Raw genomic sequence first — 25,658 nt, 5'->3', positions numbered from 1 at the left:
TCCGTCGCACATCAAGGCTGAGACCTGATGCCGAGCCGATTGTGGTGAAGTGGATGATCCTATGCTGTCGAGAAAAGCCTCTAGCGAGTTTCATGGCGGCCCGTACCCTAAACCGACTCAGGTGGTCAGGTAGAGAATACCGAGGCGTTCGGGTGAACTATGGTTAAGGAACTCGGCAAAATGCCCCCGTAACTTCGGGAGAAGGGGGGCCATCACTGGTGAGAGGACTTGCTCCTTGAGCTGGGGGTGGCCGCAGAGACCAGCGAGAAGCGACTGTTTACTAAAAACACAGGTCCGTGCGAAGCCGTAAGGCGATGTATACGGACTGACGCCTGCCCGGTGCTGGAACGTTAAGGGGACCGGTTAGTCACTCTTCGGGGTGGCGAAGCTGAGAACTTAAGCGCCAGTAAACGGCGGTGGTAACTATAACCATCCTAAGGTAGCGAAATTCCTTGTCGGGTAAGTTCCGACCTGCACGAATGGCGTAACGACTTCTCGACTGTCTCAACCATAGGCCCGGTGAAATTGCACTACGAGTAAAGATGCTCGTTTCGCGCAGCAGGACGGAAAGACCCCGGGACCTTTACTACAGTTTGATATTGGTGTTCGGTTCGGCTTGTGTAGGATAGCTGGGAGACTGTGAAGCATTGGCGCCAGCCAGTGTGGAGTCGTCGTTGAAATACCAGTCTGGTCGTGCTGGATGTCTAACCTGGGTCCGTGATCCGGATCAGGGACAGTGTCTGATGGGTAGTTTAACTGGGGCGGTTGCCTCCCAAAGAGTAACGGAGGCGCCCAAAGGTTCCCTCAGCCTGGTTGGCAATCAGGTGTTGAGTGTAAGTGCACAAGGGAGCTTGACTGTGAGACCGACGGGTCGAGCAGGGACGAAAGTCGGGACTAGTGATCCGGCGGTGGCTTGTGGAAGCGCCGTCGCTCAACGGATAAAAGGTACCCCGGGGATAACAGGCTGATCTTCCCCAAGAGTCCATATCGACGGGATGGTTTGGCACCTCGATGTCGGCTCGTCGCATCCTGGGGCTGGAGTCGGTCCCAAGGGTTGGGCTGTTCGCCCATTAAAGCGGTACGCGAGCTGGGTTTAGAACGTCGTGAGACAGTTCGGTCCCTATCCGCTGTGCGCGTAGGAGTCTTGAGAAGGGCTGTCCCTAGTACGAGAGGACCGGGACGGACGAACCTCTGGTGTGCCAGTTGTCCTGCCAAGGGCATGGCTGGTTGGCTACGTTCGGAAAGGATAACCGCTGAAAGCATCTAAGCGGGAAGCCTGCTTCGAGATGAGGACTCCCACCCCCTTGAGGGGTTAAGGCTCCCAGTAGACGACTGGGTTGATAGGCCAGATCTGGAAGGCGGGCAACCGCTGGAGGTGACTGGTACTAATAGGCCGAGGGCTTGTCCTCAGTTGCTCGCGTCCACTGTGTTGGTTCTGAAACCACGAACAACCCCATACCCGGGGCCACCGGGTGTGGTGCGGTTGACAGTTTCATAGTGTTTCGGTGGTCATAGCGTGAGGGAAACGCCCGGTTACATTCCGAACCCGGAAGCTAAGCCTTACAGCGCCGATGGTACTGCAGGGGGGACCCTGTGGGAGAGTAGGACGCCGCCGAACTAATTGTGGAGAAACCCCCGTACCGGGAAACGGTACGGGGGTTTTCTGCGTTCCGGACCGTTTTCGGGATCATTTCCAGGGGCCTCTTGTTTCAAGAGGCCCCTTTTTTGCTTACTCTTACAGCCGCCCCGCCGCCTTGAGCGCCAGATACGCGTCCGCCAGAGCAGGTGCCAGGTCGTCCGGTGTCGCGTCGACGACCGTCACACCGTGGCGCTGAAGCTGTTCGGCCGTGCGATGGCGTTCCGTCTGGGCCTGGGCCGCGGCGGCCGCTTCGTACACCGCATCGGTGTTTCCCCGAGCCTTCGCCATGCGGGCGATGTGCGGATCGGCCACCGATGCCACCAGGACCGTATGGCGCTGAGTGAGGAGGGGGAGCACGGGAAGCAGCCCCTCCTCGATGGGGGCCGCGTCGAGGCTGGTCAGCAGCACGATCAGGGAGCGGCGTGGGCCCGTACGGAGTGCTGTGGCGGTGAGGCCGCGGGCGTCTGTCTCGACGAGTTCCGGTTCGAGGGTGGCCATCGCGTTGACCAGGGACGGGAGGACGTCGCCTGCGGCACGGCCCTGGACGAGGGCGCGTACCCGGCGATCGTATGCGAGGAGGTCCACGCGGTCGCCGGCCCGGGAGGCCAGGGCGGCGAGGAGCAGGGCCGCGTCCATGGATGCGTCGAGGCGGGGGGCGTCGCCCACTCGGCCCGCCGAGGTACGGCCCGTGTCGAGGACCACGAGGATGTGGCGGTCGCGTTCGGGGCGCCAGGTGCGTACGGCGACCGTGGTCTGTCGGGCCGTGGCGCGCCAGTCGATGGAGCGGGTGTCGTCGCCGGGGACGTACTCGCGAAGACTGTCGAATTCGGTGCCCTCGCCGCGTGTGAGCACGCTGGTGCGGCCGTCGAGTTCGCGAAGCCGGGCCAGTTTGGAGGGGAGGTGCTTGCGGCTTGTGAAGGGCGGCAGGACTCGTACCGTCCAGGGGACTTTGTGGCTGCCCTGCCGGGCGAAGAGGCCGAGCGGGCCGTAGGAGCGGATGGTGACGCGGTCCGCCTGGCGGTCGCCGCGGCGGGTGGGGCGCAGACGGGTGGTGAGGCGACGGCGTTCGCCGGCGGGGACCGTCAGGTGGTGGCGGGAGGCGGCTACCTCCGTGCCTGGTTCCCAGCTGCTCGGCGGCCAGGCGTCGCGCAGGCGGGCGCGTAGGGGCCGGCCGGAGAGGTTGGTGACGGTCAGGGTGACGTCGGCGGTTTCGCCGAGGCGTACCGAGGTGTCGCCGGAGCGGGTCAGGCCGAGGCGCCGTACGGGAGCCGCCAGGGCGGCGTCGCAGGCGCAGGCCAGGGCCAGGGGCGCGTTCACGGCGAGGATGCCCGTCCAGCTCGGCTCCCAGATGCCGACGGGGAGTGCGCCGAGGGCCGCCAGGAGGGCGGTACGTCCGGTGAGTGCCATCAGCGGGGAACGGGGACGTGGGCGAGGATCGCGTTGATGACGGAATCGGCCGTCACTCCCTCCATCTCCGCCTCGGGGCGGAGTTGGATGCGGTGACGGAGTGTGGGGAGGGCCAGGGCCTTTACGTCGTCGGGGATGACGTAGTCGCGGCCGGTCAGCCAGGCCCAGGCGCGGGCCGTGGCGAGGAGCGCTGTCGCACCACGGGGTGACACGCCGAGGGTGAGGGACGGCGATTCGCGGGTGGCGCGGCAGATGTCGACTACGTAGCCAGTGATTTCGGGGGAGATGGCTGTCTTGGCGACGGCGGCGCGTGCGGCTTCGAGGTCGGCGGGGCCCGCTACGGGGCGTACGCCGGCGGCGCGCAGGTCGCGCGGGTTGAATCCCTCGGCGTGGCGGGTGAGGACGCTGATCTCGTCCTGACGGGACGGCAGAGGGATCGTCAGTTTGAGGAGGAAGCGGTCCAGTTGGGCTTCGGGGAGGGGGTAGGTGCCCTCGTACTCGACAGGGTTCTGGGTCGCGGCGACCAGGAACGGCTCGGGGAGCAGTCGCGGGGTGCCGTCGACCGTGACCTGGCGTTCCTCCATCGCTTCGAGGAGGGACGACTGGGTTTTGGGCGGGGTGCGGTTGATCTCGTCGGCGAGGAGGAGATTGGTGAAGACCGGCCCCGGCTGGAAGGAGAACTCGGCGGTGCGGGCGTCGTAGACGAGGGAGCCGGTGACGTCGCTCGGCATCAGGTCGGGAGTGAACTGGACACGCTTGGTGTCGAGTTCGAGTGCGGATGCGAGGGCGCGGACGAGCAACGTTTTGGCGACTCCGGGGACTCCTTCAAGTAGAACGTGTCCGCGGCAGAGGAGGGCGACGACGAGGCCGGTCACGGCGGGGTCCTGGCCGACCACGGCTTTGGCGATCTCGGCGCGCAGGGCCTCCAGGGAGGAGCGGGCGGTGCCCGGATCCCCGGCGTACCCGGCGTTGTCAGTGGTCGGGTCCATCATGGACGGCGTACCTCTCTTTCGAGGGCGTCGAGTTGGTCGGCGAGTGCGATGAGGGCCGCGTCGTCGCCGGGCGGCGGCCCGAAGAGGAGGGAGTGCAGGGCCTGGCCGTCGCCTTGGAGGTGGGCGGACAGGGCGGGGAGCAGGGCCTCGGGCGCGTGCGCCTGGGTGGGGGGTACGCCGATGAGGGGGGCGAGGCGGGTGCGGGTGGTGGAGCGCAGAGCGCTTGCCGCGCGGTCGCGGGCGTTGGCTTTGCGGTAGAGGCGGGCGCGGCCTTCGACGGTTTCGGAGGCGCGGATCGCGACGGGGAGGCGTTCTGGTACGAGGGGGCCGAGTCGGCGTGCCCGCCACAGCGCGGCCAGGGCTGCCGCAATGAAGAGCTGCAGCGTGCCCCAGAGCCAGCCCGAGGGGAGCAGGTCGAAGAAGCTCTGGTCGCCCGCGTCGGTGGCCGAGGTGTCGGAGAGCGAGGGGAGGTACCAGACCAAGTGGGAGCGGGAGCCGAGCAGTTGAAGGGCGAGCGAGGCGTTGCCCTGCTCGTCGACGCGGTCGTTGTAGAGGATGTCGGGGGCGCCGAGTACGACGGTGTCGCCGCTCCCGGAGGGTGCCGGGATGCGAAGGAGCGTGGGCAGGCCGTCGCTGGGGTAGCACGTGTCGGCGCCTGGATCGGTGGTGGTGTAGCGGACGCCGCCCGTGTCCGCGCTGCCGGCTCGCCGGGCGGCGGGCAGGCTGCAGTCGGGGGAGAGCGTCGAGTCGAAGCTGACCGCGGGGTCCGCTGTGACCCTTGGGGCGAGGGTGCCGAGGGAGGGCGACCCGGGGGAGATCAGGATCGTACGGCCGTCGGAGTTCTCGGTCGCCGTGTGGAGGAGCGTCTGCTGACGTTTGGTCAGCAAGTCGGGAGCGGCGATCAGGAGAGTGGTGTCGGAGCCGGCCGCGGCACGGGCGTCGTCCAGTGTGGTGACCACGCGCGTGGAGACGCCCCGTTCGGCGAGGAGTTCGGCGACGGCGCGGCTGCCGTAGGGGTCGGCGGAGCGCGGGTCGAGGCGGCCGTGCTGGGCGTCCGAGCGGACCGCGGCGATCGCGACAGCGGCGGCCAGCAGGATCACGAGCGCGATGACGACCCCGCGGGCGCGGGACCACACCTGGCGGGCGGTGGGCGAGACAGAGGTGGACGTGAGGGTGGCCTCGGTCATGAGGCGGCCCCCTGGCGGGTGTTGTGGGCCGTGCTCTGGGCGCTGTTGGCGAGTACGGGTTTGGTGCGCTCCAAATCGCGGTCGAGTTCGGTCAGGCGTTGGTACGTGCGCGAGTCGGCGGCCCGCCCGCCGTACGTGACGTCGTCGAAGTCCCGGGCCGCGGCGCGCAGTCGGTCTGTGTGGGAGGGCAGGGTGCGGCTCGCTTCGGCGGCTGCCTCGTCCGCCGTGCGGCCGGGGCGCGGATCGAGCAGGGCGCGCTCCTCCAGGGAGCGGACGATGGCGCGCATGCGTTCCTGGACGGCCTGGTTCCAGTGGCCCTGGGCGGAGTGGGCCTCGGCGGCCGCGCGGTGTTCGGCGGCACTCTTGGGGCGGTCGTCGAAGAGCGCGGCGGACGACGTGGGACTGCGGTGGGGGGTGCCCAGGCGCCACCACAGGGCGGCGACGACCGCCACCACGGCCAGCACGATGACGACAAGACCGAGCGCTCCGCCGGGCGTTGCGGCGGAGGCGGCGCTGAACAGCTTGTCGACCCAGTCCCAGAAGGCGTTCAGCGCGCGCTGGACCAGGCCGGGGTCGTTCTCGTGGTACATCCGCTTGGACAGCTCGCGCTTGGCCGCCTCCCGCGCGGGGTCGCGCGGGATCGTCACCGGTGGTTCGTCGCCGCGCGGCAGCGCGAGGGCGGCCGTGGCGCCGGTGTGCGGCAGTGCCAGTACCGCCGTGAGAACTCCCCCCGCCGGGCTCACCGCATCAGCTCCCCGGAGTGGTGCCGGGGGCGTCGGGGCCGTAGTCCTGGACGCCGGCGGCGCGGGCCAGGTCGAGGTCGAGCGCCTCGCGGCGGATGCGCTGGTCGATGTACAGGAGCACGGTGACGCCCGCGGTGATCGGGAAGGTGAGCATGGATCCGATCACCGAGCCGACGCCGCTGACGATCAGGAACGTCCAGCCGAGGTTGCCGCTGCCGCTGTTGAGGAAGCCGGTGACGCCGTCGCCGCTCAGGGCCGCGGCGAGGAAGGCGAAGGGGATCACGACGATCGACGCCACGATGTTGGCGATGATCGTGGCGAGCAACTGGATGCCGAAGACCCGCCACCAGGAGCCGCGCACGAGCTTCGCGGAGCGGCTCATCGACTTCCAGATGCTCTGCTTCTCCAGCATCAGGGCGGGAGAAGCGAGGGAGAAGCGGATCATCAGCCAGAGGGCGACGACGCCCGCGGCGAGTCCGCCGAGGACGGCGAGCGTGACGCCCGCGTCGCCCGCACCGGCCAGCGCGGCGAGTACGCCCGGCAGAGTGCCGATGGCGATGACCCCGACGGCGATGAGCGGCAGCAGGAAGGTCAGGCCGAAGAGCTTCGGCAGCTGAGGACGGGCATCCCGCCAGGCCTCGGCCGTGGTCACCGACTTGCCGAGCACCGCACGGCTGGTCACCGAGGTGAGCAGGGCTGTGGCGACGATGGTGCCGAGCAGGGTGATGAGCAGGACGACGCCGGAGCTCAGCATCGTGTCGCCCAGGGCGCGGCTCAGCTCGCCGACGGTGGCGCTCGGGTCGTTGAGGGCGTCCGTGCTGGCGCTGTCGTTCAGGACGAAGCCTTGGAGCAGGATGACCGCGATCTCCGTGACGACCGCGACGGTCAGCGAGATACCGAGGACGGTGCGCCAGTAGGTGCGCATCGTGGAGACTGCGCCGTCGAGGATCTCGCCGACGCCCAGCGGGCGAAGCGGGATCACGCCGGGCTTGGCGGCGGGCGGCGGTCCGCCCCAGTTGCCTCCCCAGCCGGCGGGACCTCCGGGGCCGCCGTATCCACGACCGGGACCTCCCCAGCCGCCGTGTCCGCCTCCCTGGCCTCCGCCACCGGAGGGGACTCCGGGGCGTTGGCCGCCCCAGCCCGGGCCGGGCGGAGGTGGTGGCGGGGTCTGGCCGGGGGCTTGCGGGCTGGGAGCGGACCACTGGCCGGGCGGGGGCTGCTCCTTGGACCACTTCGAGGGCGGCTCCGGTTGGTCCGTGCCGCCCTGGTCCGAGGGCTGCTCCGTGGGCTGCGCGGCGCCGGAGGAGTCCGGCTCCTGCCCGTCGGAGGGGGCAGATCCGGGCGAGGCCCAGCCCGGAGTGTCTTTCATCGTCGCTCCTTCACGGTGCCCGTCCGCGGGTCGCGGCGGCAGGTTGGCAGCCATCGTGCCACGGTGTGCCCGGCAAGGGACCGGGCGCCGTATGGGCTGCGCACCTTCAATTGTCCGCCGGGTACGGGGCAGACTGGGCGGATGGCTGATCAGTACGCGCAATCCCGCCAGGACAGCGGGTCGACAGAGATACCGGTGATCCGCTGGGACGAGCCACCCGAAGGCCCCGTACTGGTCCTTCTCGACCAGACGAGACTGCCGGCCGAGGAAGTCGAGCTGGTGTGCACCGACGCTCCCGCGCTGGTGGAGGCGATCCGCACGCTCGCCGTGCGCGGGGCGCCACTGCTCGGCATCGCGGGGGCGTACGGCGTCGCGCTCGCCGCCGTACGCGGCTTCGATGTGGACGACGCCGCCCGGGCGCTGGCCGGTGCCCGGCCCACCGCGGTGAACCTCGCTGTGGGCGTGCGCAGGGCGCAGGCGGCGTACCGTGCCGCGCTCTCCGGCGGTGGTGGTCAGGAGCAGGCCGCCGGGGCGGCGCTCGACGCGGCGCGGGCGTTGCACCGGGAGGACGCCGAGGCCAGCGCTCGGATGGCCGTGGACGGCCTGGCGCTGCTCAACGAGCTGCTGCCGGGCGGCGGGCTCCGGATCCTGACCCACTGCAACACCGGGTCACTGGTGTCCGGTGGGGAGGGCACGGCATTCGCCGTCGCTCTCGCGGCGCACCGAGCGGGGCAGCTGCGAAGGCTTTGGGTGGACGAAACACGGCCGTTGCTGCAAGGTGCTCGCCTGACGGCGTACGAAGCGGCGCGCAACGGAATGGCGTACACCTTGCTCACGGACAACGCGGCGGGCTCGCTGTTCGCGGCGGGGGAGGTGGACGCGGTGCTGATCGGGGCCGATCGGATCGCGGCCGACGGTTCGGTGGCGAACAAGGTGGGGAGCTATCCGCTCGCGGTGCTGGCCAGGTATCACCACGTGCCGTTCATCGTGGTGGCGCCGGTAACGACGGTGGATCCGGACACCCCGGACGGAGCGTCCATCGAGGTCGAGCAGCGTGCAGGTCATGAAGTGACCGAGCTCACAGCACCCCAGGTGCCGGTGGCGGGAGCGGAAGCGGGAGGCGGGATACCGGTGGCACCTCTGGGGACCCAGGCGTACAACCCGGCGTTCGACGTGACGCCACCCGAGTTGGTGACGGCGATCGTCACCGAAGTGGGCGCCGTTTCGCCCGTGACGGCTGAGGCGCTCGCCGAGCTGTGTGACAGGTCACGCCAGGTAACGATTTAGTTAATGGGATGATGTCGTTTATGAAGGGACGAGTCCTTGTCGTCGATGACGACACCGCACTGGCCGAGATGCTCGGCATTGTGTTGCGTGGTGAAGGTTTTGAGCCGTCTTTCGTAGCCGACGGCGACAAGGCGCTGGCCGCTTTCCGTGAGACCAAGCCTGATCTGGTGCTCCTGGACCTGATGCTTCCCGGCCGGGACGGCATCGAGGTGTGCCGCCTGATCAGGGCGGAGTCCGGGGTGCCGATCGTGATGCTCACGGCGAAGAGCGACACCGTCGATGTCGTGGTGGGCCTCGAGTCGGGTGCCGACGACTACATCGTGAAGCCGTTCAAGCCAAAGGAGCTGGTGGCGCGGATCAGGGCGCGGCTGCGCCGTTCGGAGGAGCCGGCGCCCGAGCAGCTGGCCATCGGCGATCTCGTCATCGACGTGGCCGGTCACTCTGTGAAGCGGGACGGGCAGTCGATCGCGCTGACGCCGCTGGAGTTCGACCTGCTGGTGGCGCTGGCCCGCAAGCCGTGGCAGGTGTTCACGCGTGAGGTTCTGCTGGAGCAGGTGTGGGGCTACCGCCACGCGGCGGACACCCGCCTGGTCAACGTCCATGTCCAGCGGCTGCGCTCGAAGGTCGAGAAGGACCCTGAGCGGCCGGAGATCGTGGTGACCGTCCGTGGTGTCGGTTACAAGGCCGGACCGAGCTGACATGTCCCGGGACAGTGCCGCTTCGGCGCCCGGTGAGCCGGGGGTCCGTTCGGGGCGGCCTGTCGGCCGGAAGATGACGGGCTCCCGCTGGGGACGGTTCATGGAGGGCGGGCTGCTGCAGGGCGGAGTCCAGGGCAGCCCGGTCCTTCGGCTGTTCATGCGCTGGGTGCGTCGTCCGCTGCTGCCCGTGATGCGGCTGTGGCGGCGCAACATCCAGCTCAAGATCGTCGTCACGACACTGCTGATGTCGCTCGGAGTCGTGCTGCTGCTCGGCTTCGTGGTGATCGGGCAGGTGCGCAACGGGCTGCTGGACGCCAAGGTGAAGGCGTCGCAGAGCCAGGCCGTGGGCGGGTTCGCGGTCGCCGGACAGAAGGCCGACAGCGCGGCGAGCGCGAGCGGCGCCGACGACAACGCGGGCTCCGACGGCAACCCCGTGCAAAACGTCAGCGGATGGATGAGCGACCTCGTGGAGTCGCTCTCCAGCGGTGGCCAGGGCGCCTTCGACGTCGTGACCCTCAGCACCACGGCCGCGGACAACGAGAACAGGGGGCTCGGACAGCGCGCCTCAGGGTTCGTCGAGCCGACCCTCAGCGTGCCGGAGGACCTGCGCAAGCGCGTCGACGCCGGCACCGGCGTGGCCCAGAGCTACACGCGCATCATCTACACCGACGATCGGGAGACCCAGCCGGCGCTGATCATCGGCAAGCAGGTAAACGACCCGAACGGAGACCCGTATCAGCTCTACTACCTCTTCCCGCTGACGCAGGAGGAGAAGTCGCTGAGCCTGGTCAAGGGGACGCTGGCCACCGCCGGACTGTTCGTCGTGGTGCTGCTCGGGGCCATCGCGTGGCTCGTGGTGCGCCAGGTCGTCACGCCGGTGCGGATGGCGGCCGGCATCGCCGAACGGCTGTCCGCCGGGCGCCTCCAGGAACGTATGAAGGTCACCGGCGAGGACGACATCGCGCGGCTCGGCGAGGCCTTCAACAAGATGGCGCAGAACCTGCAGCTGAAGATCCAGCAGCTGGAGGACCTGTCGCGGATGCAGCGACGGTTCGTGTCCGACGTGTCGCACGAGCTGCGTACGCCGCTGACGACCGTCCGGATGGCGGCGGACGTCATCCATGACGCGCGCGTGGACTTCGATCCGGTGACCGCGCGGTCGGCCGAGCTGCTCGCCGACCAGCTGGACCGGTTCGAGTCGTTGCTCGCGGACCTGCTGGAGATCAGCCGGTTCGACGCGGGCGCGGCGGCCCTGGAGGCCGAGCCGATAGACCTGCGCGAGGTCGTGCGGAAGGTCGTCAGCGGGGCCGAGCCGCTCGCCGAGCGCAAGGGCACGCACATACGTGTCGTCGGCGACCAGCAGCCGGTGGTCGCCGAGGCGGATGCCCGGCGCGTGGAGCGGGTGCTGCGCAATCTCGTCGTCAACGCCGTGGAGCACGGCGAGGGCAAGGACGTGGTGGTCAAGCTCGCCGCGGCGGGCGGCGCGGTCGCGGTCGCGGTGCGCGACTACGGCGTGGGGCTCAAGCCCGGCGAGGCGACCCGGGTGTTCAGCCGCTTCTGGCGGGCCGATCCGGCACGCGCGCGTACCACCGGTGGCACGGGGCTCGGGCTGTCCATCGCGCTGGAGGACGCGCGGCTGCACGGCGGCTGGCTGCAGGCGTGGGGTGAGCCGGGCGGCGGTTCGCAGTTCCGGCTGACGTTGCCGCGGACGGCGGACGAACCGCTGCGGGGGTCGCCGATACCGCTGGAGCCCAAGGACTCCCGGCGAAATCGTGGACTTAATGACGCCGGTCTGCCGCTCGGCGGCAGCGGCAAGCTCGCCACGGTGCCGGTGCAGCAGCCAGGCCGGAATGTGCCTCCTATGCCGCCGCGGGCACCCATCGTGCCGCGAATGGCCGGGGTGTCGCCCACGGCCGACCCGACGGCGCTGCCGGGCAACGGCGCGCGTGTGGTGCCGCGGCCCACCGGGGCAGCGCGACGGCCGGACGACACACCTGCCGCGGGCGGGGAGCTGACGGTGGAGGAACGCGGGCCTGACGGCGGCAAGCCGGAGGAGCTCGGACAAGGGGAGGCATTTCGTGGGCGCTGACCGCGAGAGGCGCGGCGGCCGTGGGCGTCCGGTGCGTGTGGGGGTGTACGTCGGCTGCGGTGCGCTCCTGCTGGTGGGGTGTGCCTCGATGCCCGACAGCGGGGGGCTGAGCGGGGTCGAGTCGACGCCGAGGCAGGACGCGCAGGTCCGGGTGTTCGCGAAGCCACCGCGTGAGAACGCCACGCCCGCGGAGATCGTGCAGGGTTTCCTGGAAGCGCTGACCAGCGATGACCCCGACTACCACACGGCGCGCCAGTATCTGACGGCGAGCGCCTCGAAGACGTGGGATCCGAACCGGTCCACGACTGTGCTCGCGGAGGGACCGAACGCCGAGTCGGTGTCCTCGGGGACCAGGGCGGGCACCGACGACTTCCTGTACCGGTTGAGCGGCAGCAAGGTCGCCATGGTCGACACTCAGCACGCGTACGCGCCGGGCTCCGGCTCGTACAGCAGGACGGTGCATCTCACGCGGCAGAAGAACACCAAGGAGTGGCGCATCGATGGGCTGCCCCAGGGTGTCGTGATGGGCAGGTCCGACTTCCAGCGCAACTACAAGTCGGTCAACAAGTACTACTTCGCTTCGAACGTGTCCTCCGGGACGGGCGGACAGCTGGAGACCGTCGCCGATCCGGTCTACGTGCGCAAACAGGTGGACCCGATGACACAGATGGTCCGCGTGCTCCTCAAGGGCCCCACGCGCTGGCTGGACCGGGCGGTCGGGTCGAGCTTCCCTTCGGGTACGGAGCTGAAGAAGGGCGTCAAGTCGCTGTCGCCCGACGACCGCAACAGGGTCACTGTGCCGCTGAACCAGAAGGCCGACCACGTCGGACAGGGGCAGTGCTCCAAGATGGCGGCCCAACTCCTCTTCACGTTCAAGGATCTGACGCCCACCGGGGTGGACGAGGTGGAGTTGCAGAAGTCGGACGGTTCGCAGCTGTGCGTGCTCACCGAGGACCAGGCCGAGGGCATCGCCTCGAACGGGACCGGGCGTCATGCCGACTACCAGTACTTCATCGACAGCAAGCAGCGGCTCGTGCGGATGCCCAGCAGCGGAAGCGACAAGAAGCCCGAGCCGGTGCCCGGTGCGCTGGGCGAGGGCGACAAGAAGCTGCGGGCGGCCGCGGTGTCGCGGGACGAGAGCAGCGCGGCCGGGGTGTCCACCGACGGCAGTTCGCTGTACGTGGGGTCGCTGGTGTCGGGCGGTTCGCTCGGCGAAGCGGTGCTGCACAGCCAGGGCAGGACGGCGGCCGACCGGCTGACGACGCCCAGCTGGGACGGGCAGGGCGACCTGTGGGTGGCCGATCGCGACCCGAAGAACCCCCGGCTGCTTCTGCTGCAGAAGGGCGCGGGCGATCCGCTGGTGGTTCAGACGCCGAACCTCAACGGGCGCATCGAGGCCGTGCGGGTGGCCGCCGACGGTGTGCGGATCGCGCTGATCGTCGAGAAGGACGGCAAGAGCTCGCTGCAGATCGGGCGCATCGAGCGCGAGACCAAGTCCGGTGAGCCGCCTGCCGTCTCAATCTTCGATCCGCGCTCCGTGGCACCCCAGCTGGAGGAGGTCACGGCCATGTCGTGGGCCGGGGACAGCCGGCTCGTGGTGGTCGGAAGCGAACGGGGCGGCGTCCAGCAGATGCGGTACGTCCAGGTCGACGGGTCCACTCCGGTGGGCACCGCGCCCTCGGCCCTGACGGGCGTGAAGGAGATCGCAGCGTCCGAGGACGAGCGGCTGCCGCTGGTGGCGCACTCGCATGAGGACGGGATAGTGCGGCTGTCGTCCGGAGAGCAGTGGCAGAAGGTGGTCAAGGACGGGACCGCGCCGGTCTATCCCGGATAGGTCCGTGCGTCTGTCCCGGGCGGGCCTGGGCGTCTTTCCGGGGTGGACGTGCGCTTTTTCTCTGCGTGGAGCTGTTCGCTTGCCCGGGTAAGCGTGCTCGTTTCCCTGGGTAAGCCCGCTTGTTCCCGGGGAAGTCTGCTCGTTTTCCCGGTGAGCCTGCCCGTGCGCTACGGCTGTGAGAGTTATCCACAGGTAGTTATCCACAGGGGTGGCCGGTCGGCCCGTGCGTTGGCACAGTGGTGGGCATGCGGGGGTGGTGGCAGGACCTCACCGATCTGGTGCTGCCGGCCGAGTGCGGAGGCTGCGGGAGGCCTCGCACGGTGCTCTGCCCTGAGTGCCGTGTCGCCCTGAGTGGGGCCGTACCGAGTCGGGTGCGACCGGTGCCGGAGCCGGTTGGGCTGCCGGTGGTGTATGCGGCGGCTCCCTACGAGGACGAGGTACGGGCGGCGCTCCTCGCCCACAAGGAACGGGGCGCGCTGGCGCTCGCGGCGCCTCTCGGCGTGGCTCTGGCGGGGTCTGTGCGGGCGGGGCTGGGGCACGTACGACGTCCTGGTCCGGGCGGGCGGCCGATCGCTCCGGAGGGGCGGCTGAGGCTCGGCAAGGGGCAACTGCAGGATGAGGGCGGCCGGCCGGGGTTCGGCGATGGGCAGCCGATGTCGTCGCGGAGCGGACGGGCGTGGCAGGAAGCTGCCGCCGGAGTCGTCCGAAGGCCCGTGCTGCTGGTTCCCGTGCCGTCGTCGCGGCGGGCGGTGCGGGCGCGAGGGCATGATCCGGCGCGGCGGATCGCGCTCGCGGCCGCGGGTGAGCTGCGGCGTACGGGGTTGCCGGCCCGGGTGCTGAGCGTGCTGGTGCAGCGGCGTGCCGTGGCCGACCAGTCGGGGCTCAACTCCCGGCAGCGGCTGGACAATCTCGCGGGTGCCCTGGAGGTGGCCGCCGGGGGTGCCCGGCTGCTGGCGGACGGTGGCCGGATCGTGCTCGTGGACGACCTGATGACGACGGGCGCCTCGTTGACGGAGGCGGCGCGGGCCGTACGGGCCGCGGAGGCAATGGCGGAGGGGGCGGACCTGACAGAAGTGACGCGGCGAATGGTCGGTACGGGTGAAGTCGGCGACACTGGCCGCGAAACGATCTGCGCGGCTGTGGTCGCAGCTGCACCAGACTCTTTCGAAATAAACCGGAACTGACTGAGAACTTGCATCGTTGCAGGTAATGAGAGGGTCAATTCACCTGAACGGAGGTACGCCGCAGTAGAGGGTGACGACATCCGTCCGGGCGAGATATGTTCGGTTGTGAGGCAATGGCGTGGCCGTACCTCGCGAATCCGAATGCTGTCCTGCGGGTTTTCTGCAATCACCCGCGTCGGTGGGGTGTAGATCTTGTCCTTGGGGGAGGAGGAGGTGAAAGTCACCGAGTCCGAGGTTCCGGGACACACCGGAGCCTGGTGCAAAAGGGAGATGCTCCGCCAGTGGAGCGGGGCTATCCGGGAACGGAGTTCTGCGTGGACATCGTCGTCAAGGGCCGCAAGACCGAGGTGCCCGAGCGGTTCCGCAAGCACGTGGCCGAGAAGCTGAAGCTGGAGAAGATCCAGAAGCTCGATGGCAAGGTGATCAGCCTCGACGTCGAGGTGTCCAAGGAGCCCAACCCCCGACAGGCCGACCGTTGCGACCGAGTGGAGATCACGCTCCGCTCCCGCGGTCCGGTGATCCGGGCGGAGGCAGCGGCAAGCGATCCGTATGCAGCACTCGACCTGGCCGCGGACAAACTCGAAGCCCGGCTGCGGAAGCAGCACGACAAGCGCTATACCCGCCGTGGCAACGGCAGGATCTCGGCCGCCGAGGTAGCCGACCACGTCCCGGGTGCCGCGACGCTGAACGGCAACGGCAGCGTCGTCCACGACGAGGAACCCGACAGCGTGCCGACCAAGAAGATCGGCTCCCTCGAGGTCATGGGTGAAGGGCCCCTCGTCGTCCGCGAGAAGACCCACGTGGCCGCACCGATGACGCTCGACCAGGCGCTCTACGAGATGGAGCTGGTCGGGCACGACTTCTATCTGTTCGTCGACTCCGAGACGAAGGAACCGAGTGTCGTCTACCGGCGGCACGCGTACGACTACGGCGTCATCCACCTCAGCACGGACCCGATGGTCGCCCAGGCCGCAGCGGATGCGCCGGGCGGTGCGCTCGGCGGCTGACCCTCCCCGGTGACAGCTGAACCGGTGCCCCTGGAGTGCGCGTGCGCCCCCAGGGGCACCGGTGTGCGACCACTTCGCAACCCGCTCTGTCACCGCACTGTCGTCCGGGCATGAAATCATGGCCGCACCGGCCCCAACCGGTGGGCCGTTGCCTTGGGTTGGCGATGGCACAGAAACACAGGCCACGGCCTTCAGGGGGAGGAACGATGGCGGACAGCTTCGGACCGATGCGTGACGAGGATGCCGACGACGGCGTCGTCGGCATGGGCCCGGACGCGGGCTCTCCACGCAAAGAGCCCATCAGGGTCCTTGTCGTGGACGACCACGCCCTCTTCCGCCGCGGTCTGGAGATCGTGCTCGCGGCCGAGGAGGACATCCAGGTCGTCGGCGAGGCGGGCGACGGGGCGGAGGCGGTCGACAAGGCCGCCGATCTGCTGCCCGACATCGTGCTGATGGACGTACGCATGCCGAAGCGGGGCGGCATCGAGGCGTGCACCTCCATCAAGGAGGTGGCCCCCAGCGCGAAGATCATCATGCTGACGATCAGTGACGAGGAGGCCGACCTCTACGACGCGATCAAGGCGGGCGCGACGGGTTATCTCCTCAAGGAGATCTCCACGGACGAGGTGGCCACGGCCATTCGCGCGGTGGCCGACGGGCAGTCGCAGATCAGTCCCTCGATGGCGTCGAAACTCCTCACCGAGTTCAAGTCGATGATCCAGCGGACGGACGAGCGCCGGCTGGTGCCCGCACCGCGGCTCACCGATCGCGAGCTGGAGGTCCTCAAGCTCGTCGCCACGGGGATGAACAACCGGGATATCGCCAAGGAGTTGTTCATCTCCGAGAACACGGTGAAGAACCATGTGCGCAACATCCTGGAGAAGCTGCAGCTGCACTCCAGGATGGAGGCCGTGGTGTACGCGATGCGGGAGAAGATCCTCGAGATCCGCTAGCCACGTGGCCGACCACCAGCCACGTGGCCGACCTCGCCTGTGGTGCTCGGCCGGCCCGGCCTGTGGCTACGCGAGGGCGCGGGAGAGCTCTCTGGTGAGCGGCTCGCGCAGTTCGGGCGCGTCCACCCGCTCCACCCGTACGTCCGTGCAGTCCACCCAGCTCGCTGCCTCGACCAGGGCCTGGGCCACGGCCGGGACGGCCCTGGCACCGTCCAGGGTGACCTGCTTGGCGACCAGGGTGCGGCCCTCGCGGGCGGGGTCCACGCGGCCGACGAGGTGGCCGCCGGCCAGGACCGGCATCGCGAAGTAGCCGTAGATCCGCTTCGGCTTGGGCGTGTACGCCTCCAGGCGGTGGGTGAAGCCGAAGATCCGCTCCGTGCGGGCCCGTTCCCAGATGAGTGAGTCGAACGGTGACAGCAGGGTCGTACGGTGGCGGCCGCGCGGGGCCGTCTCCAGGGCCGCCGGGTCGGCCCACGCCGACTTTCCCCAGCCCTCCACCGTCACCGGGACCAGGCCCGAGTCCGCGATCACCGCGTCGACCTGCTCGCCCTTGAGGCGGTGGTAGTCGGCGATGTCCGCGCGCGTGCCGACACCGAGGGACTGGCCCGCGAGGCGGACGAGGCGGCGCAGGCACTCCGCGTCGTCCAGCTCGTCGTGGAGCAGCGGGTCGGGGATGGCGCGCTCGGCGAGGTCGTACACCCGCTTCCAGCCGCGGCGTTCCGTGCACACCACCTCGCCGTACATCAGGGCGCGCTCGACGGCGACCTTGGTGCCCGACCAGTCCCACCACTCGCTGGTCTTCTTCGCGCCGCCCAACTCCGTGGCTGTGAGGGGGCCTTCGGCGCGGAGCTGTTTGATGACCTGGTCGTAGGTGCCGTCCGGCAACGCGTGGTTCCAGTGCGGGCGGGCTCTGTAGGCGCGGCGGCGGAAGGCGAAGTGGGGCCACTCCTCGACGGGGAGGATGCAGGCGGCGTGGGACCAGTACTCGAAGGCGTGCGGTGCGCCGTGCGAGCCCGGCGTCCAGTAGGCGTTGTCGACCGTTTTGCGGCCCACCGCGCCCAGGCGGGCGTACGGGATGAGTTCGTGGGAGCGGGCGAGGACGGAGATGGTGTCGAGTTGGACCGCGCCCAGGTGTCGCAGGACTCCGCGGACGCCCGCCCTGCGGTCCGGGGCGCCCAGGAAGCCCTGGGCCCGGAGAGCGATGCGGCGGGCTTCGTCGGTGGAGAGTTCGGCGGTGGGACGCGGGAGACTCGTCATGCCCACACGGTAGGCGGTGCCACTGACAACGGGGGCCGGCCTGGGGTTTGGGGGCCAGACCAGGGGTGGCCGGCCGGTTCGTGTGTGGCCGGCGCGGGTGTCGCCCAGGGGTTTTTCGCCCCTTCCGCCCCTACTCTCCCCCGAGCCCTCGGCTTCGCTCGAGCAGGGGCCCATCGTCCCTGGGGGCTGCCGCCCCCGGACCCCCGCTTCGGCCTTGACGGCCTCGTCCTCGAACGCCGGACGGGCTAAAAGATCAAGCGCCGACCGGGAATGCTCGGGTTCAGGTGCCGGACGGGCCGGCGGGTGCCGGGAGGTACGGGGCCGTCGACGGGATGCCCAGGTCCGAGGGGAGCAAGGAGCCCACCCAGCAGTCTCGGCGTACTCCCTTGTTGTTGATGGCGGAGCGGAGGGTGCCCTCTACGGTGAAGCCGGCTCGTTCGGCCACTGCTCGGGAGCCGGTGTTGCCGACCTCGGCGCGCCATTCGACGCGGTCGATGGACAGATCCGTGAAGGCCCAGCGGGAGGCGGCGGTGGCGGCTTCGGTGATGTAGCCGTTGCCGCGGTGTTCCTTCGCCGTCCAGAAGCCGATCTCGCCGACGCCAAGGGAGCGCATGGTGATGGCGAGCATGCCCACCAACTCCCCGGAGGGGAGGAAGACGCCGAAGGTGAACATGGAGCCGTCCGACCAGCCGTCGGGCACCATCTGGTCCGTGAAGCTCACCGCGTGCTCGCGCAGATAGGGCGACGGGATCGTGGTCCAGCGCTGGATGTCGGGGTCCTGGACGGCGTCGTACACGGTGTCCGTATCGTGCGGGCCCACGGTGCGCAGGACGAGACGGTCGGTGGTCAGGGTGACGGGGTCCATCGGCCGATTCTGCTCGGGCAACCGGAAGGACGCCATTCCTTTGCTGTGAGTGAGTGGGTCGTCACTTTTCGCAGCGAGAACGCGGCACCTTCAGCAACCCCTGTCCGTTGTCCTAGTGGCTGTCACTGGCAGACCTCCCGGCGCGGTGTGGTCCTCGCTTACGATGGCCGTTGCTCAAGCTGTGATTTGTAACTGTCATTGAAACCGACCGTCCCAGGCCCGACCGGCAAGGAGACATACCCCCGTGTCCGTCCTCTCGAAGATCATGCGTGCAGGCGAAGGCAAGATCCTGCGCAAGCTGCACCGCATCGCGGACCAGGTCAACTCCATCGAAGAGGACTTCGTCGACCTCTCCGACGCCGAGCTGCGGGCCCTCACCGATGAGTACAAGCAGCGGTACGCCGACGGCGAAAGCCTCGACGACCTGCTGCCCGAGGCGTTCGCGACCGTCCGTGAGGCGGCCAAGCGCGTGCTGGGCCAGCGTCACTACGACGTACAGATGATGGGCGGCGCCGCCCTCCACCTCGGCTATGTCGCCGAGATGAAGACCGGTGAGGGCAAGACGCTCGTCGGCACCCTGCCCGCTTATCTGAACGCCCTCTCCGGAGACGGCGTTCACCTCATCACGGTCAACGACTATCTGGCCGAGCGCGACTCCGAAATGATGGGCCGCGTCCACAAGTTCCTCGGGCTGACCGTCGGCTGCATCCTCGCCAACATGACGCCGGCCCAGCGCCGCGAGCAGTACGCGTGCGACATCACGTACGGCACGAACAACGAGTTCGGCTTCGACTACCTGCGCGACAACATGGCGTGGTCGCAGGACGAACTGGTGCAGCGCGGCCACAACTACGCGATCGTCGACGAGGTCGACTCCATCCTCGTCGACGAGGCCCGTACGCCGCTGATCATCTCCGGCCCGGCCGACCAGGCCACCAAGTGGTACGGCGACTTCGCCAAGCTGGTCACCCGCTTGAAGAAGGGCGAGGCCGGCAACCAGCTCAAGGGCATCGAGGAGACCGGGGACTACGAGGTCGACGAGAAGAAGCGCACCGTCGCCATCCACGAGCCCGGCGTCTCCAAGGTCGAGGACTGGCTGGGCATCGACAACCTCTACGAGTCGGTGAACACGCCGCTCGTCGGGTACCTGAACAACGCCATCAAGGCCAAGGAACTCTTCAAGAAGGACAAGGACTACGTCGTCATCGACGGCGAAGTCATGATCGTCGACGAGCACACCGGCCGTATCCTCGCCGGCCGCCGCTACAACGAGGGCATGCACCAGGCGATCGAGGCGAAGGAAGGGGTGGACATCAAGGACGAGAACCAGACCCTCGCCACGATCACCCTGCAGAACTTCTTCCGCCTCTACGGCAAGCTCTCCGGCATGACCGGTACGGCCATGACCGAGGCCGCCGAGTTCCACCAGATCTACAAGCTCGGTGTCGTCCCGATCCCGACCAACATGCCGATGGTCCGCAAGGACCAGTCGGACCTGATCTACCGCACCGAGGTGGCCAAGTTCGACGCGGTGGTCGACGACATCGCCGAGAAGCACGAGAAGGGCCAGCCGATCCTCGTCGGTACGACGTCGGTCGAGAAGTCCGAGTACCTCTCGCAGCAGCTCTCCAAGCGCGGGATTCAGCACGAAGTGCTGAACGCCAAGCAGCACGACCGGGAGGCGACGATCGTCGCCCAGGCCGGCCGCAAGGGCGCTGTGACCGTGGCCACGAACATGGCCGGTCGTGGTACGGACATCAAGCTCGGCGGCAACCCCGACGACCTCGCCGAGGCGGAGCTGCGCCAGCGCGGCCTCGACCCCGAGGAGCACATCGAGGAGTGGGCCGCCGCGCTGCCCGCCGCCCTGGAGAGGGCCGAAAAGGCGGTGAAGGCGGAGTTCGAGGAGGTCAAGGAGCTCGGCGGGCTCTACGTCCTCGGCACCGAGCGGCACGAGTCGCGTCGAATCGACAACCAGCTGCGTGGTCGTTCCGGCCGGCAGGGCGACCCGGGCGAGTCCCGCTTCTATCTGTCGCTGGGTGACGACCTGATGCGACTGTTCAAGGCGCAGATGGTCGAGCGCGTCATGTCGATGGCGAACGTTCCCGACGATGTGCCGATCGAGAACAAGATGGTCACGCGCGCGATCGCGTCCGCGCAGTCGCAGGTCGAGCAGCAGAACTTCGAGACGCGCAAGAACGTCCTGAAGTACGACGAGGTCCTCAACCGGCAGCGCGAGGTCATCTACGGCGAGCGCCGCCGCGTCCTGGAGGGTGAGGACCTGCAGGAGCAGATCCACCACTTCATGGACGACACGATCGATGCGTACATCGGGGCCGAGACCGCCGAAGGCTTCGCCGAGGAGTGGGACCTGGACCGGCTGTGGGGCGCCTTCAAGCAGCTCTACCCGGTGAAGGTCACCGTCGACGAGCTGGAGGAGGCGGCCGGTGACCGTGCCGGTCTGACCGCCGAGTTCATCTCCGAGTCCATCAAGGACGACATCCACGAGCAGTACGAGGCCCGCGAGGCGCAGCTCGGCTCCGAGATCATGCGTGAGCTGGAGCGCCGGGTCGTGCTGTCGGTCCTGGACCGCAAGTGGCGTGAGCACCTCTACGAGATGGACTACCTCCAGGAGGGCATCGGCCTGCGCGCCATGGCGCAGAAGGACCCGCTGGTCGAGTACCAGCGTGAGGGCTTCGACATGTTCTCCGCCATGATGGACGGCATCAAGGAGGAGTCCGTCGGCTACCTGTTCAACCTGGAGGTCCAGGTCGAGCAGCAGGTCGAGGAGGTTCCGGTCGAGGCCTCCGTGCCTTCCCTCGACAAGGAGGACGTCGTCCCCGCGGGTGCGCGTCCGGAGATCCGTGCCAAGGGCCTCGACGCCCCGCGGCGCCCCGACCGGCTGCACTTCTCCGCGCCGAAGGTGGACGGCGAGGGTGGCATCGTCGAGGGCGACTTCGTCGATGACAACGGCGACGAGCCCGTGCGCTCCGAGGCGGACGGCCTCACGCGCGCGGAGCGCCGCAAGCAGCAGAAGGGCACGCGTCGGCGCAAGAAGTGACGGTCGCTGCGCGGCGGGCGGTAGCCCCGCCGCCGGGCGGCGCCGCTCGCGGATGCTTGTGAGGGGCGGGCACCTTGGGTGCCCGGCCCTTTGCGTTGCCTGGAGGAGGGCCGACCGTGGCGGGTCGGCTCAGTCGTCGTCCGCGCGGGGCATGCGCGGGCCGCCCAGCTCCACCGCCGTGCAGCGCCAGCGGAGATCGGGGCCCTGTTCCAGGCGGAACGCCATGGCGCGCAGCTGTTCGCCTGCGCCGATGCGGGCGAAGGCCTCGATCGCGCCCGGGCGCGGTACGTAGTAGCCGATGTCGCGGACGACCGGGCGGGTGCCGCGGGCGCGCAGGGGGCCGCGCTCGGCGAGCCAGGCCAGTTCGTCGTAGGCGCGGCCCGCGGTGTGACGCAGCATGCAGTGGACGGGACGCTGACCGCTCAGTACGGCGAGCAGCCGGTCGGCGAAGAGGTCGGTGGGACGGGGTTGGGGAGCGGGCCTGCGCGGGCCGTCGGCGGGGGCGGTGAGGGGCGCGGCTCCGCCGCTCGGGGACGGCGAGGGCGGGGTGGCGCCTGGTGCCCGGGTGTCGCCCTGTGCCGGGCGCAGGGGGCCGCGGGTGGGTGTGGCCAGAAGGGTGCTAGCGGGTAGTGCCCCCGACGGGCGTTGTCCACTCGGCGCCGCCGGAGGGCGACCTCCACGCGGCGCCGTCGGCGGTCGGCCCCGAGTCGGCGCTCTATGGGGGAGTGTGCCGGTCGATAGGGTCGGCGGACGGCTGCCCGTCGGTGCCTCCGGGAACGCGCCTGCGCCGGGTGTGGTCGGTTGTGACGCGCCTGTGCCGGGTGGGGTCGGTCGTGACGCGCCCGCGCCCGGTGAGGTCGGCCGGGGTGCGCCCGCGCCGGGCGGCGTGGACGGTGGGCTGCCATCCGGGCTCGTGAGGGGTGCTCCCGCTCCCGGGGTGCGGGGCGGTGTGCTGCCCGGGCGGCGGGTGTCCTGGCGGCCGGGTGGACGGGTGCCCGGGTGGCGCCTCGTCCTGGTCATCACCTTGTTCATGCGTCGTCCCCGCTCGCTGGGCCCGGTTCATACCGGGCGGTAACTTTTGCGTTGGGGATCTTGTACGAGGCGGGAGAGAGCCTCCGCAAGGACGCCGGACGCGCGCCGGAGCGGGCGGAAAGTTCACCTATCACGGTGGCGGGACGATGCTCGGGCCTTGGTGGGGGCGGGGCGTACCGGGTGAATCCGTGGCCTGGGGTGGACGCCCCGGAGGGTGCGGTCGGGGGCTCGAAAGGGGACGCCCGCACGTATCCTGAAGGCCCTCCCGGGAGGCGCGGGACCGCCCTCCTCGGAGCCCTCCGACTGCGAAAATCGGAGCCCTCCGACTACGAAAGTGGCCAGCCATGCGCGTCTACGTCCCCCTGACCCTCTCCGGTCTCGCCGAGGCGTACAAGACGGGAGAGCTGGAGGCGGGGCCTTTCGCCGCGTACGCCGTCACGCCCGCGTTGCGTGAGTGGTACCTCTCCGACGACATCGAGGAACTCGAGTACGCGGCGCTCAGCCGCGCCGCGCTGGCCTCGCTGCGGCTGCTCGCGGTCGACCCCGGGGCCGTACGGCGGCGGGTCGTCGTCGCGGTCGACGTCCCGGACCGGGTCGCGGTCGCCGATCCCGACCGGGGGCTCGACCCCACGGCGCTCGGTGAGGTCCGGGTCTCCCAGGCCGTGCCCCTGGCCAAGGCGGCCGCCGTGCACGTCGACTCGGCAGACGCCGAGACGGATGTCGCCGCCGCGGCGGGGGCGCTGGGCGCGGCGGACGTCGGCGACGACGACGCCCAGTTCGTCGTCGACGGGGCCGAGGACCACGAACTGCTGTGGTTCGCCACGCAGGAGATTCCCAACCTGGTGGGGCTGGGGGACTGACGCCGGCCTGCCGGCTCCCGGTATCCACGGTCCCAAGCGCCCCCAGGTGCCTTCGCGTGCCTGCGGGTGGCGGGGGCCGTTGTCAGTGACGGCGGGTACGTTCTTGTCATGGGGATGAACGGAGCTGCGCACATTGTGTGGGACTGGAACGGCACGCTGTTCCACGACAATGACGCGATCATCGGGGCGACGAACGCGGCGTTCGCCGAGCTGGGGCTCGAGCCGATCACGCTGGAGCGGTACAGGGCGTTGTACTGCGTGCCGGTGCCGAAGTTCTACGAGCGGCTGATAGGACGGCTGCCGACGGATGCCGAGTGGCAGGTCATGGACGAGACCTTCCACCGCTACTACGCGGAGCACCGGACGGCGTGCGAGCTCACCGAAGGCGTGCCCGCGCTGCTCGCCGAGTGGGGGTCGGCGGGGCGCAGCCAGTCGATCCTGAGCATGTACGGGCACGACGAACTGGTCCCGCTGGTGCGGGGGTTCGGGATCGAGCCGCACTTCATACGTGTCGACGGGCGGACGGGGCCTTCCGGCGGCAGCAAGGCCGAGCACATGGTGCGGCACGTGGGTGCGCTCGCCGGGGTGGAGCCGTCCCGCGTCGTGGTGATCGGCGATGCGGCCGACGACGCGGTCGCCGCGCGGCACGTGGGGGCGCGGGCGGTCCTCTACACCGGGGGTTCCCACAGTCGCGCAAGCCTGGAGGAGGTGGGCGTGCCCGTGGTGGACAGCCTGGCGGAGGCGGTCGACGAGGCCGAGCGGCTGGCGGCCTGACCCGGGGCAGGGCCGGACAGCACCGACAGCACCGTGGACGCCTCGTCGGTCTCTCCCCCCGGGTGGATTCGCCCCCCAGGCGGAGGCGCGACGGCAGCCCTCGTCGGTGGGGCAGCCGCCGCTCCCGGGGTTCGGCTCAGCGTGGCCCACGGCGGTTCGACTCAGTAGGGCCCACAGCGGTTCGGCTCAGCAGGGCCTCGGGCGGGTCAGGTCACCGGGGCCTTCGCGCGCAGCACCGTCAGGAACTCCCGCATCCAGCTGGAGTGGTCGGGCCAGGCGCGGGAGGAGACCAGCATGCCGTCGACCACGGCCTCCGCGTCGTGGAAGGTCGCGCCGGCCGCCTGCATGTCGAGTTCCAGGGCGGGGTACGCCGTCACGCGGCGACCGCGCAGGGCGTCGACGGCTGCCGTCAGGAGGGGGCCGTGGCAGATCTGGGCCACCGGCTTGTCGGTGTCGAAGAATGACTTGAGGATCTTGCGGAGTTCGGGGTCGTTGCGGAGGTACTCCGGGGCCCGGCCGCCGGGGATGACGAGGGCGACGTACTGGCCGGGGTCCACCTCCGCGAACGAGAGGTCTGCGGGCCAGGTGTAGCCCGGCTTCTCCGTGTAGGTGTCGAAGCCCGGTTCGAAATCGTGGACGACGAATTGGAGCTGCTTGCGGGTGGGGGCCGCGATGTGGACTTCGTAGCCTTCCTCGCGCAGGCGCTGGTAGGGGTACAGGACCTCCAGTGACTCCGCCGCGTCGCCGGTCACTATCAGGATCTTCGCTGTCATGTCTGTGCCGCTCCCCTCAGCCTTGCCTGAGCCTTGCGTCAGCCATGCCTCAATTGTGCTGCGGTCTTCGTTGGGCGTCCTGGTCAACTTGCCTCGGGTGAGGAGCCTTGCCAAGGGGGTGTGCCGTCTTTCGGGCACCCGGCGTCGGGGCTGAGCTCGGGGTGGGTCGAGCGGCACGGCGCTGACAGGGTGCCGCTCTCTTTGGGACACGCGCCGCCTCTGACGGCACGCCTGCCCGCAGCCATGACGGAAGGGTCGGACGCCTATGACGGAAGGGTGGGACGCCGTCCGCTTGCGGCGCGCACGCCCGCAGCCGCCACTGCCACGTACGGGATCCCCGTCCCTTTCGTCCCTGTGCATACTGTCAAAGTTCCACCCCCGGTTTTGTACACATACGGCTCATGACGGCCACCGGGTAGGGGGCGATAGCCTTGTGGCGTGATCAGCGCGATATCTCGCGGGGGCATCGTCGCCTCTGCCCTGCGCCCGGAGAGCACGGACGACATCCGTGACCGGGCGGCGGTCGCTGATCTTCGCGGGCGGGCAGGGGCGGCGGAAAGCGCACTCCGGACGCCGATGACACCCCCGGAACGGACGTCGCCGAGAGCAGCGTCACAGTCTCCAGGGGCGCCGAAAATGGCCGATAACCC

At 69.4% G+C, this 25,658-nt stretch carries 19 protein-coding genes and 2 rRNA genes (1 of these 21 cut by a window edge); 12 read left to right on the top strand and 9 right to left on the bottom strand.

Annotated features, from left to right (window positions below; all coding sequences use genetic code 11):
- A 23S ribosomal RNA gene (locus tag AB5J53_RS20085) occupies positions 1-1,409 on the top strand; it begins 1,714 nt to the left of the window's first position.
- A 92-nt stretch (positions 1,410-1,501) separates the two neighbouring features.
- Positions 1,502-1,618, top strand: a 5S ribosomal RNA gene (rrf, locus tag AB5J53_RS20080).
- Positions 1,619-1,735: 117 nt separating this feature from the next.
- On the opposite strand, the gene AB5J53_RS20075 is transcribed toward rrf, so the two are convergent.
- The 5 genes from AB5J53_RS20075 to AB5J53_RS20055 are packed head-to-tail and all read right to left on the bottom strand — an operon-like array spanning position 1,736 to position 7,337.
- The gene (locus AB5J53_RS20075) at positions 1,736-3,046 is read right to left on the bottom strand and encodes a DUF58 domain-containing protein (protein WP_369247037.1); all 1,311 of its coding nucleotides are present in this window, start codon (positions 3,044-3,046) and stop codon (positions 1,736-1,738) included.
- Complete coding sequence (locus tag AB5J53_RS20070) at positions 3,046-4,035, bottom strand: AAA family ATPase (RefSeq protein ID WP_369247036.1); 990 nt, start codon at positions 4,033-4,035, stop codon at positions 3,046-3,048. The genes AB5J53_RS20075 and AB5J53_RS20070 overlap by 1 nt, the downstream gene beginning before the upstream one ends.
- Positions 4,035-5,225: a DUF4350 domain-containing protein gene (locus AB5J53_RS20065; protein ID WP_369247035.1), complete on the bottom strand. Its 1,191-nt coding sequence runs from the start codon at positions 5,223-5,225 to the stop codon at positions 4,035-4,037. The genes AB5J53_RS20070 and AB5J53_RS20065 overlap by 1 nt, the downstream gene beginning before the upstream one ends.
- Positions 5,222-5,968 (bottom strand): DUF4129 domain-containing protein, encoded by a 747-nt coding sequence (locus AB5J53_RS20060; RefSeq protein WP_369247034.1) that lies wholly within the window; start codon positions 5,966-5,968, stop codon positions 5,222-5,224. Before AB5J53_RS20060 ends, AB5J53_RS20065 begins: the two co-directional genes overlap by 4 nt.
- Before the next feature lie 4 nt (positions 5,969-5,972).
- On the bottom strand, positions 5,973-7,337 hold the full coding sequence (locus tag AB5J53_RS20055; protein ID WP_369247033.1) for a glycerophosphoryl diester phosphodiesterase membrane domain-containing protein: 1,365 nt from the start codon (positions 7,335-7,337) through the stop codon (positions 5,973-5,975).
- Between the two features lie 141 nt (positions 7,338-7,478).
- Between AB5J53_RS20055 and mtnA the strand changes: the two genes are divergently transcribed.
- The 7 genes from mtnA (at position 7,479) to AB5J53_RS20020 (ending at position 16,389) form a co-directional block, all read left to right on the top strand.
- Entirely contained in the window at positions 7,479-8,624 is a 1,146-nt protein-coding gene (mtnA, locus tag AB5J53_RS20050) for an S-methyl-5-thioribose-1-phosphate isomerase (protein WP_369247032.1), read from the top strand.
- A gap of 8 nt (positions 8,625-8,632) precedes the next feature.
- On the top strand, positions 8,633-9,322 hold the full coding sequence (gene mtrA, locus AB5J53_RS20045) for a two-component system response regulator MtrA (protein WP_015659998.1): 690 nt from the start codon (positions 8,633-8,635) through the stop codon (positions 9,320-9,322).
- A 1-nt stretch (position 9,323) separates the two neighbouring features.
- Complete coding sequence (gene mtrB, locus AB5J53_RS20040) at positions 9,324-11,411, top strand: MtrAB system histidine kinase MtrB (protein ID WP_369247031.1); 2,088 nt, start codon at positions 9,324-9,326, stop codon at positions 11,409-11,411.
- Positions 11,401-13,245 carry an LpqB family beta-propeller domain-containing protein gene (locus AB5J53_RS20035; RefSeq protein WP_369247030.1) on the top strand — a complete coding sequence of 615 codons (1,845 nt, stop codon included), beginning with the start codon at positions 11,401-11,403 and terminating at the stop codon, positions 13,243-13,245. The genes mtrB and AB5J53_RS20035 overlap by 11 nt, the downstream gene beginning before the upstream one ends.
- Positions 13,246-13,490: 245 nt before the next feature.
- The gene (locus AB5J53_RS20030) at positions 13,491-14,429 is read left to right on the top strand and encodes a ComF family protein (protein WP_369247029.1); all 939 of its coding nucleotides are present in this window, start codon (positions 13,491-13,493) and stop codon (positions 14,427-14,429) included.
- 281 nt (positions 14,430-14,710) lie between these two features.
- Complete coding sequence (gene raiA, locus AB5J53_RS20025; protein WP_369247028.1) at positions 14,711-15,436, top strand: ribosome-associated translation inhibitor RaiA; 726 nt, start codon at positions 14,711-14,713, stop codon at positions 15,434-15,436.
- Between the two features lie 206 nt (positions 15,437-15,642).
- Complete coding sequence (locus AB5J53_RS20020; protein WP_369235919.1) at positions 15,643-16,389, top strand: response regulator; 747 nt, start codon at positions 15,643-15,645, stop codon at positions 16,387-16,389.
- A 66-nt stretch (positions 16,390-16,455) separates the two neighbouring features.
- Here AB5J53_RS20020 and AB5J53_RS20015 read toward each other — a convergent pair whose 3' ends face one another.
- The gene (locus tag AB5J53_RS20015) at positions 16,456-17,646 is read right to left on the bottom strand and encodes a winged helix-turn-helix domain-containing protein (protein ID WP_369247027.1); all 1,191 of its coding nucleotides are present in this window, start codon (positions 17,644-17,646) and stop codon (positions 16,456-16,458) included.
- 280 nt (positions 17,647-17,926) lie between these two features.
- Positions 17,927-18,511 carry a GNAT family N-acetyltransferase gene (locus AB5J53_RS20010; RefSeq protein ID WP_369247026.1) on the bottom strand — a complete coding sequence of 195 codons (585 nt, stop codon included), beginning with the start codon at positions 18,509-18,511 and terminating at the stop codon, positions 17,927-17,929.
- Between the two features lie 244 nt (positions 18,512-18,755).
- Here AB5J53_RS20010 and secA point away from each other — a divergent pair, with 244 nt between their 5' ends.
- A complete protein-coding gene (gene secA / locus AB5J53_RS20005) occupies positions 18,756-21,569 on the top strand; it encodes a preprotein translocase subunit SecA (protein ID WP_369247025.1) in 2,814 nt (937 codons plus the stop codon).
- A gap of 129 nt (positions 21,570-21,698) precedes the next feature.
- On the opposite strand, the gene AB5J53_RS20000 is transcribed toward secA, so the two are convergent.
- The gene (locus AB5J53_RS20000) at positions 21,699-21,968 is read right to left on the bottom strand and encodes an Rv3235 family protein (protein ID WP_369247024.1); all 270 of its coding nucleotides are present in this window, start codon (positions 21,966-21,968) and stop codon (positions 21,699-21,701) included.
- A gap of 977 nt (positions 21,969-22,945) precedes the next feature.
- On the opposite strand from AB5J53_RS20000, the gene AB5J53_RS19995 reads away from it, so the two are divergent.
- Positions 22,946-23,461 (top strand): hypothetical protein, encoded by a 516-nt coding sequence (locus tag AB5J53_RS19995; protein ID WP_369247023.1) that lies wholly within the window; start codon positions 22,946-22,948, stop codon positions 23,459-23,461.
- A gap of 108 nt (positions 23,462-23,569) precedes the next feature.
- Positions 23,570-24,235: an HAD family hydrolase gene (locus tag AB5J53_RS19990; RefSeq protein ID WP_369247022.1), complete on the top strand. Its 666-nt coding sequence runs from the start codon at positions 23,570-23,572 to the stop codon at positions 24,233-24,235.
- 206 nt (positions 24,236-24,441) lie between these two features.
- On the opposite strand, the gene AB5J53_RS19985 is transcribed toward AB5J53_RS19990, so the two are convergent.
- A complete protein-coding gene (locus AB5J53_RS19985) occupies positions 24,442-25,008 on the bottom strand; it encodes a DJ-1/PfpI family protein (protein ID WP_189184671.1) in 567 nt (188 codons plus the stop codon).
- Between the last annotated feature and the right edge of the window lie 650 nt (positions 25,009-25,658).

Origin of the sequence: Streptomyces sp. R41, assembly GCF_041053055.1 — a bacterium.
Lineage (GTDB): Bacteria > Actinomycetota > Actinomycetes > Streptomycetales > Streptomycetaceae > Streptomyces.
The sequence above is the reverse complement of the archived record's forward strand: the minus strand, read 5'-3'. Positions and strand labels throughout refer to the sequence as shown.

What these genes read in the sequence shown, in the direction of transcription:
- AB5J53_RS20065 (WP_369247035.1), bottom strand. Translation starts at nt 5,225, where the DNA reads ATGACCGAGGCCACCCTCACGTCCACCTCTGTCTCGCCCACCGCCCGC.
- AB5J53_RS20000 (WP_369247024.1), bottom strand. Translation starts at nt 21,968, where the DNA reads ATGCTGCGTCACACCGCGGGCCGCGCCTACGACGAACTGGCCTGGCTC.
- AB5J53_RS20075 (WP_369247037.1), bottom strand. Translation starts at nt 3,046, where the DNA reads ATGGCACTCACCGGACGTACCGCCCTCCTGGCGGCCCTCGGCGCACTC.
- AB5J53_RS19995 (WP_369247023.1), top strand. Translation starts at nt 22,946, where the DNA reads ATGCGCGTCTACGTCCCCCTGACCCTCTCCGGTCTCGCCGAGGCGTAC.
- AB5J53_RS19990 (WP_369247022.1), top strand. Translation starts at nt 23,570, where the DNA reads ATGGGGATGAACGGAGCTGCGCACATTGTGTGGGACTGGAACGGCACG.
- AB5J53_RS20030 (WP_369247029.1), top strand. Translation starts at nt 13,491, where the DNA reads ATGCGGGGGTGGTGGCAGGACCTCACCGATCTGGTGCTGCCGGCCGAG.
- AB5J53_RS19985 (WP_189184671.1), bottom strand. Translation starts at nt 25,008, where the DNA reads ATGACAGCGAAGATCCTGATAGTGACCGGCGACGCGGCGGAGTCACTG.
- AB5J53_RS20010 (WP_369247026.1), bottom strand. Translation starts at nt 18,511, where the DNA reads ATGGACCCCGTCACCCTGACCACCGACCGTCTCGTCCTGCGCACCGTG.
- AB5J53_RS20055 (WP_369247033.1), bottom strand. Translation starts at nt 7,337, where the DNA reads ATGAAAGACACTCCGGGCTGGGCCTCGCCCGGATCTGCCCCCTCCGAC.
- mtrA (WP_015659998.1), top strand. Translation starts at nt 8,633, where the DNA reads ATGATGTCGTTTATGAAGGGACGAGTCCTTGTCGTCGATGACGACACC.
- AB5J53_RS20020 (WP_369235919.1), top strand. Translation starts at nt 15,643, where the DNA reads ATGGCGGACAGCTTCGGACCGATGCGTGACGAGGATGCCGACGACGGC.
- mtrB (WP_369247031.1), top strand. Translation starts at nt 9,324, where the DNA reads ATGTCCCGGGACAGTGCCGCTTCGGCGCCCGGTGAGCCGGGGGTCCGT.
- AB5J53_RS20070 (WP_369247036.1), bottom strand. Translation starts at nt 4,035, where the DNA reads ATGGACCCGACCACTGACAACGCCGGGTACGCCGGGGATCCGGGCACC.
- AB5J53_RS20015 (WP_369247027.1), bottom strand. Translation starts at nt 17,646, where the DNA reads ATGACGAGTCTCCCGCGTCCCACCGCCGAACTCTCCACCGACGAAGCC.
- mtnA (WP_369247032.1), top strand. Translation starts at nt 7,479, where the DNA reads ATGGCTGATCAGTACGCGCAATCCCGCCAGGACAGCGGGTCGACAGAG.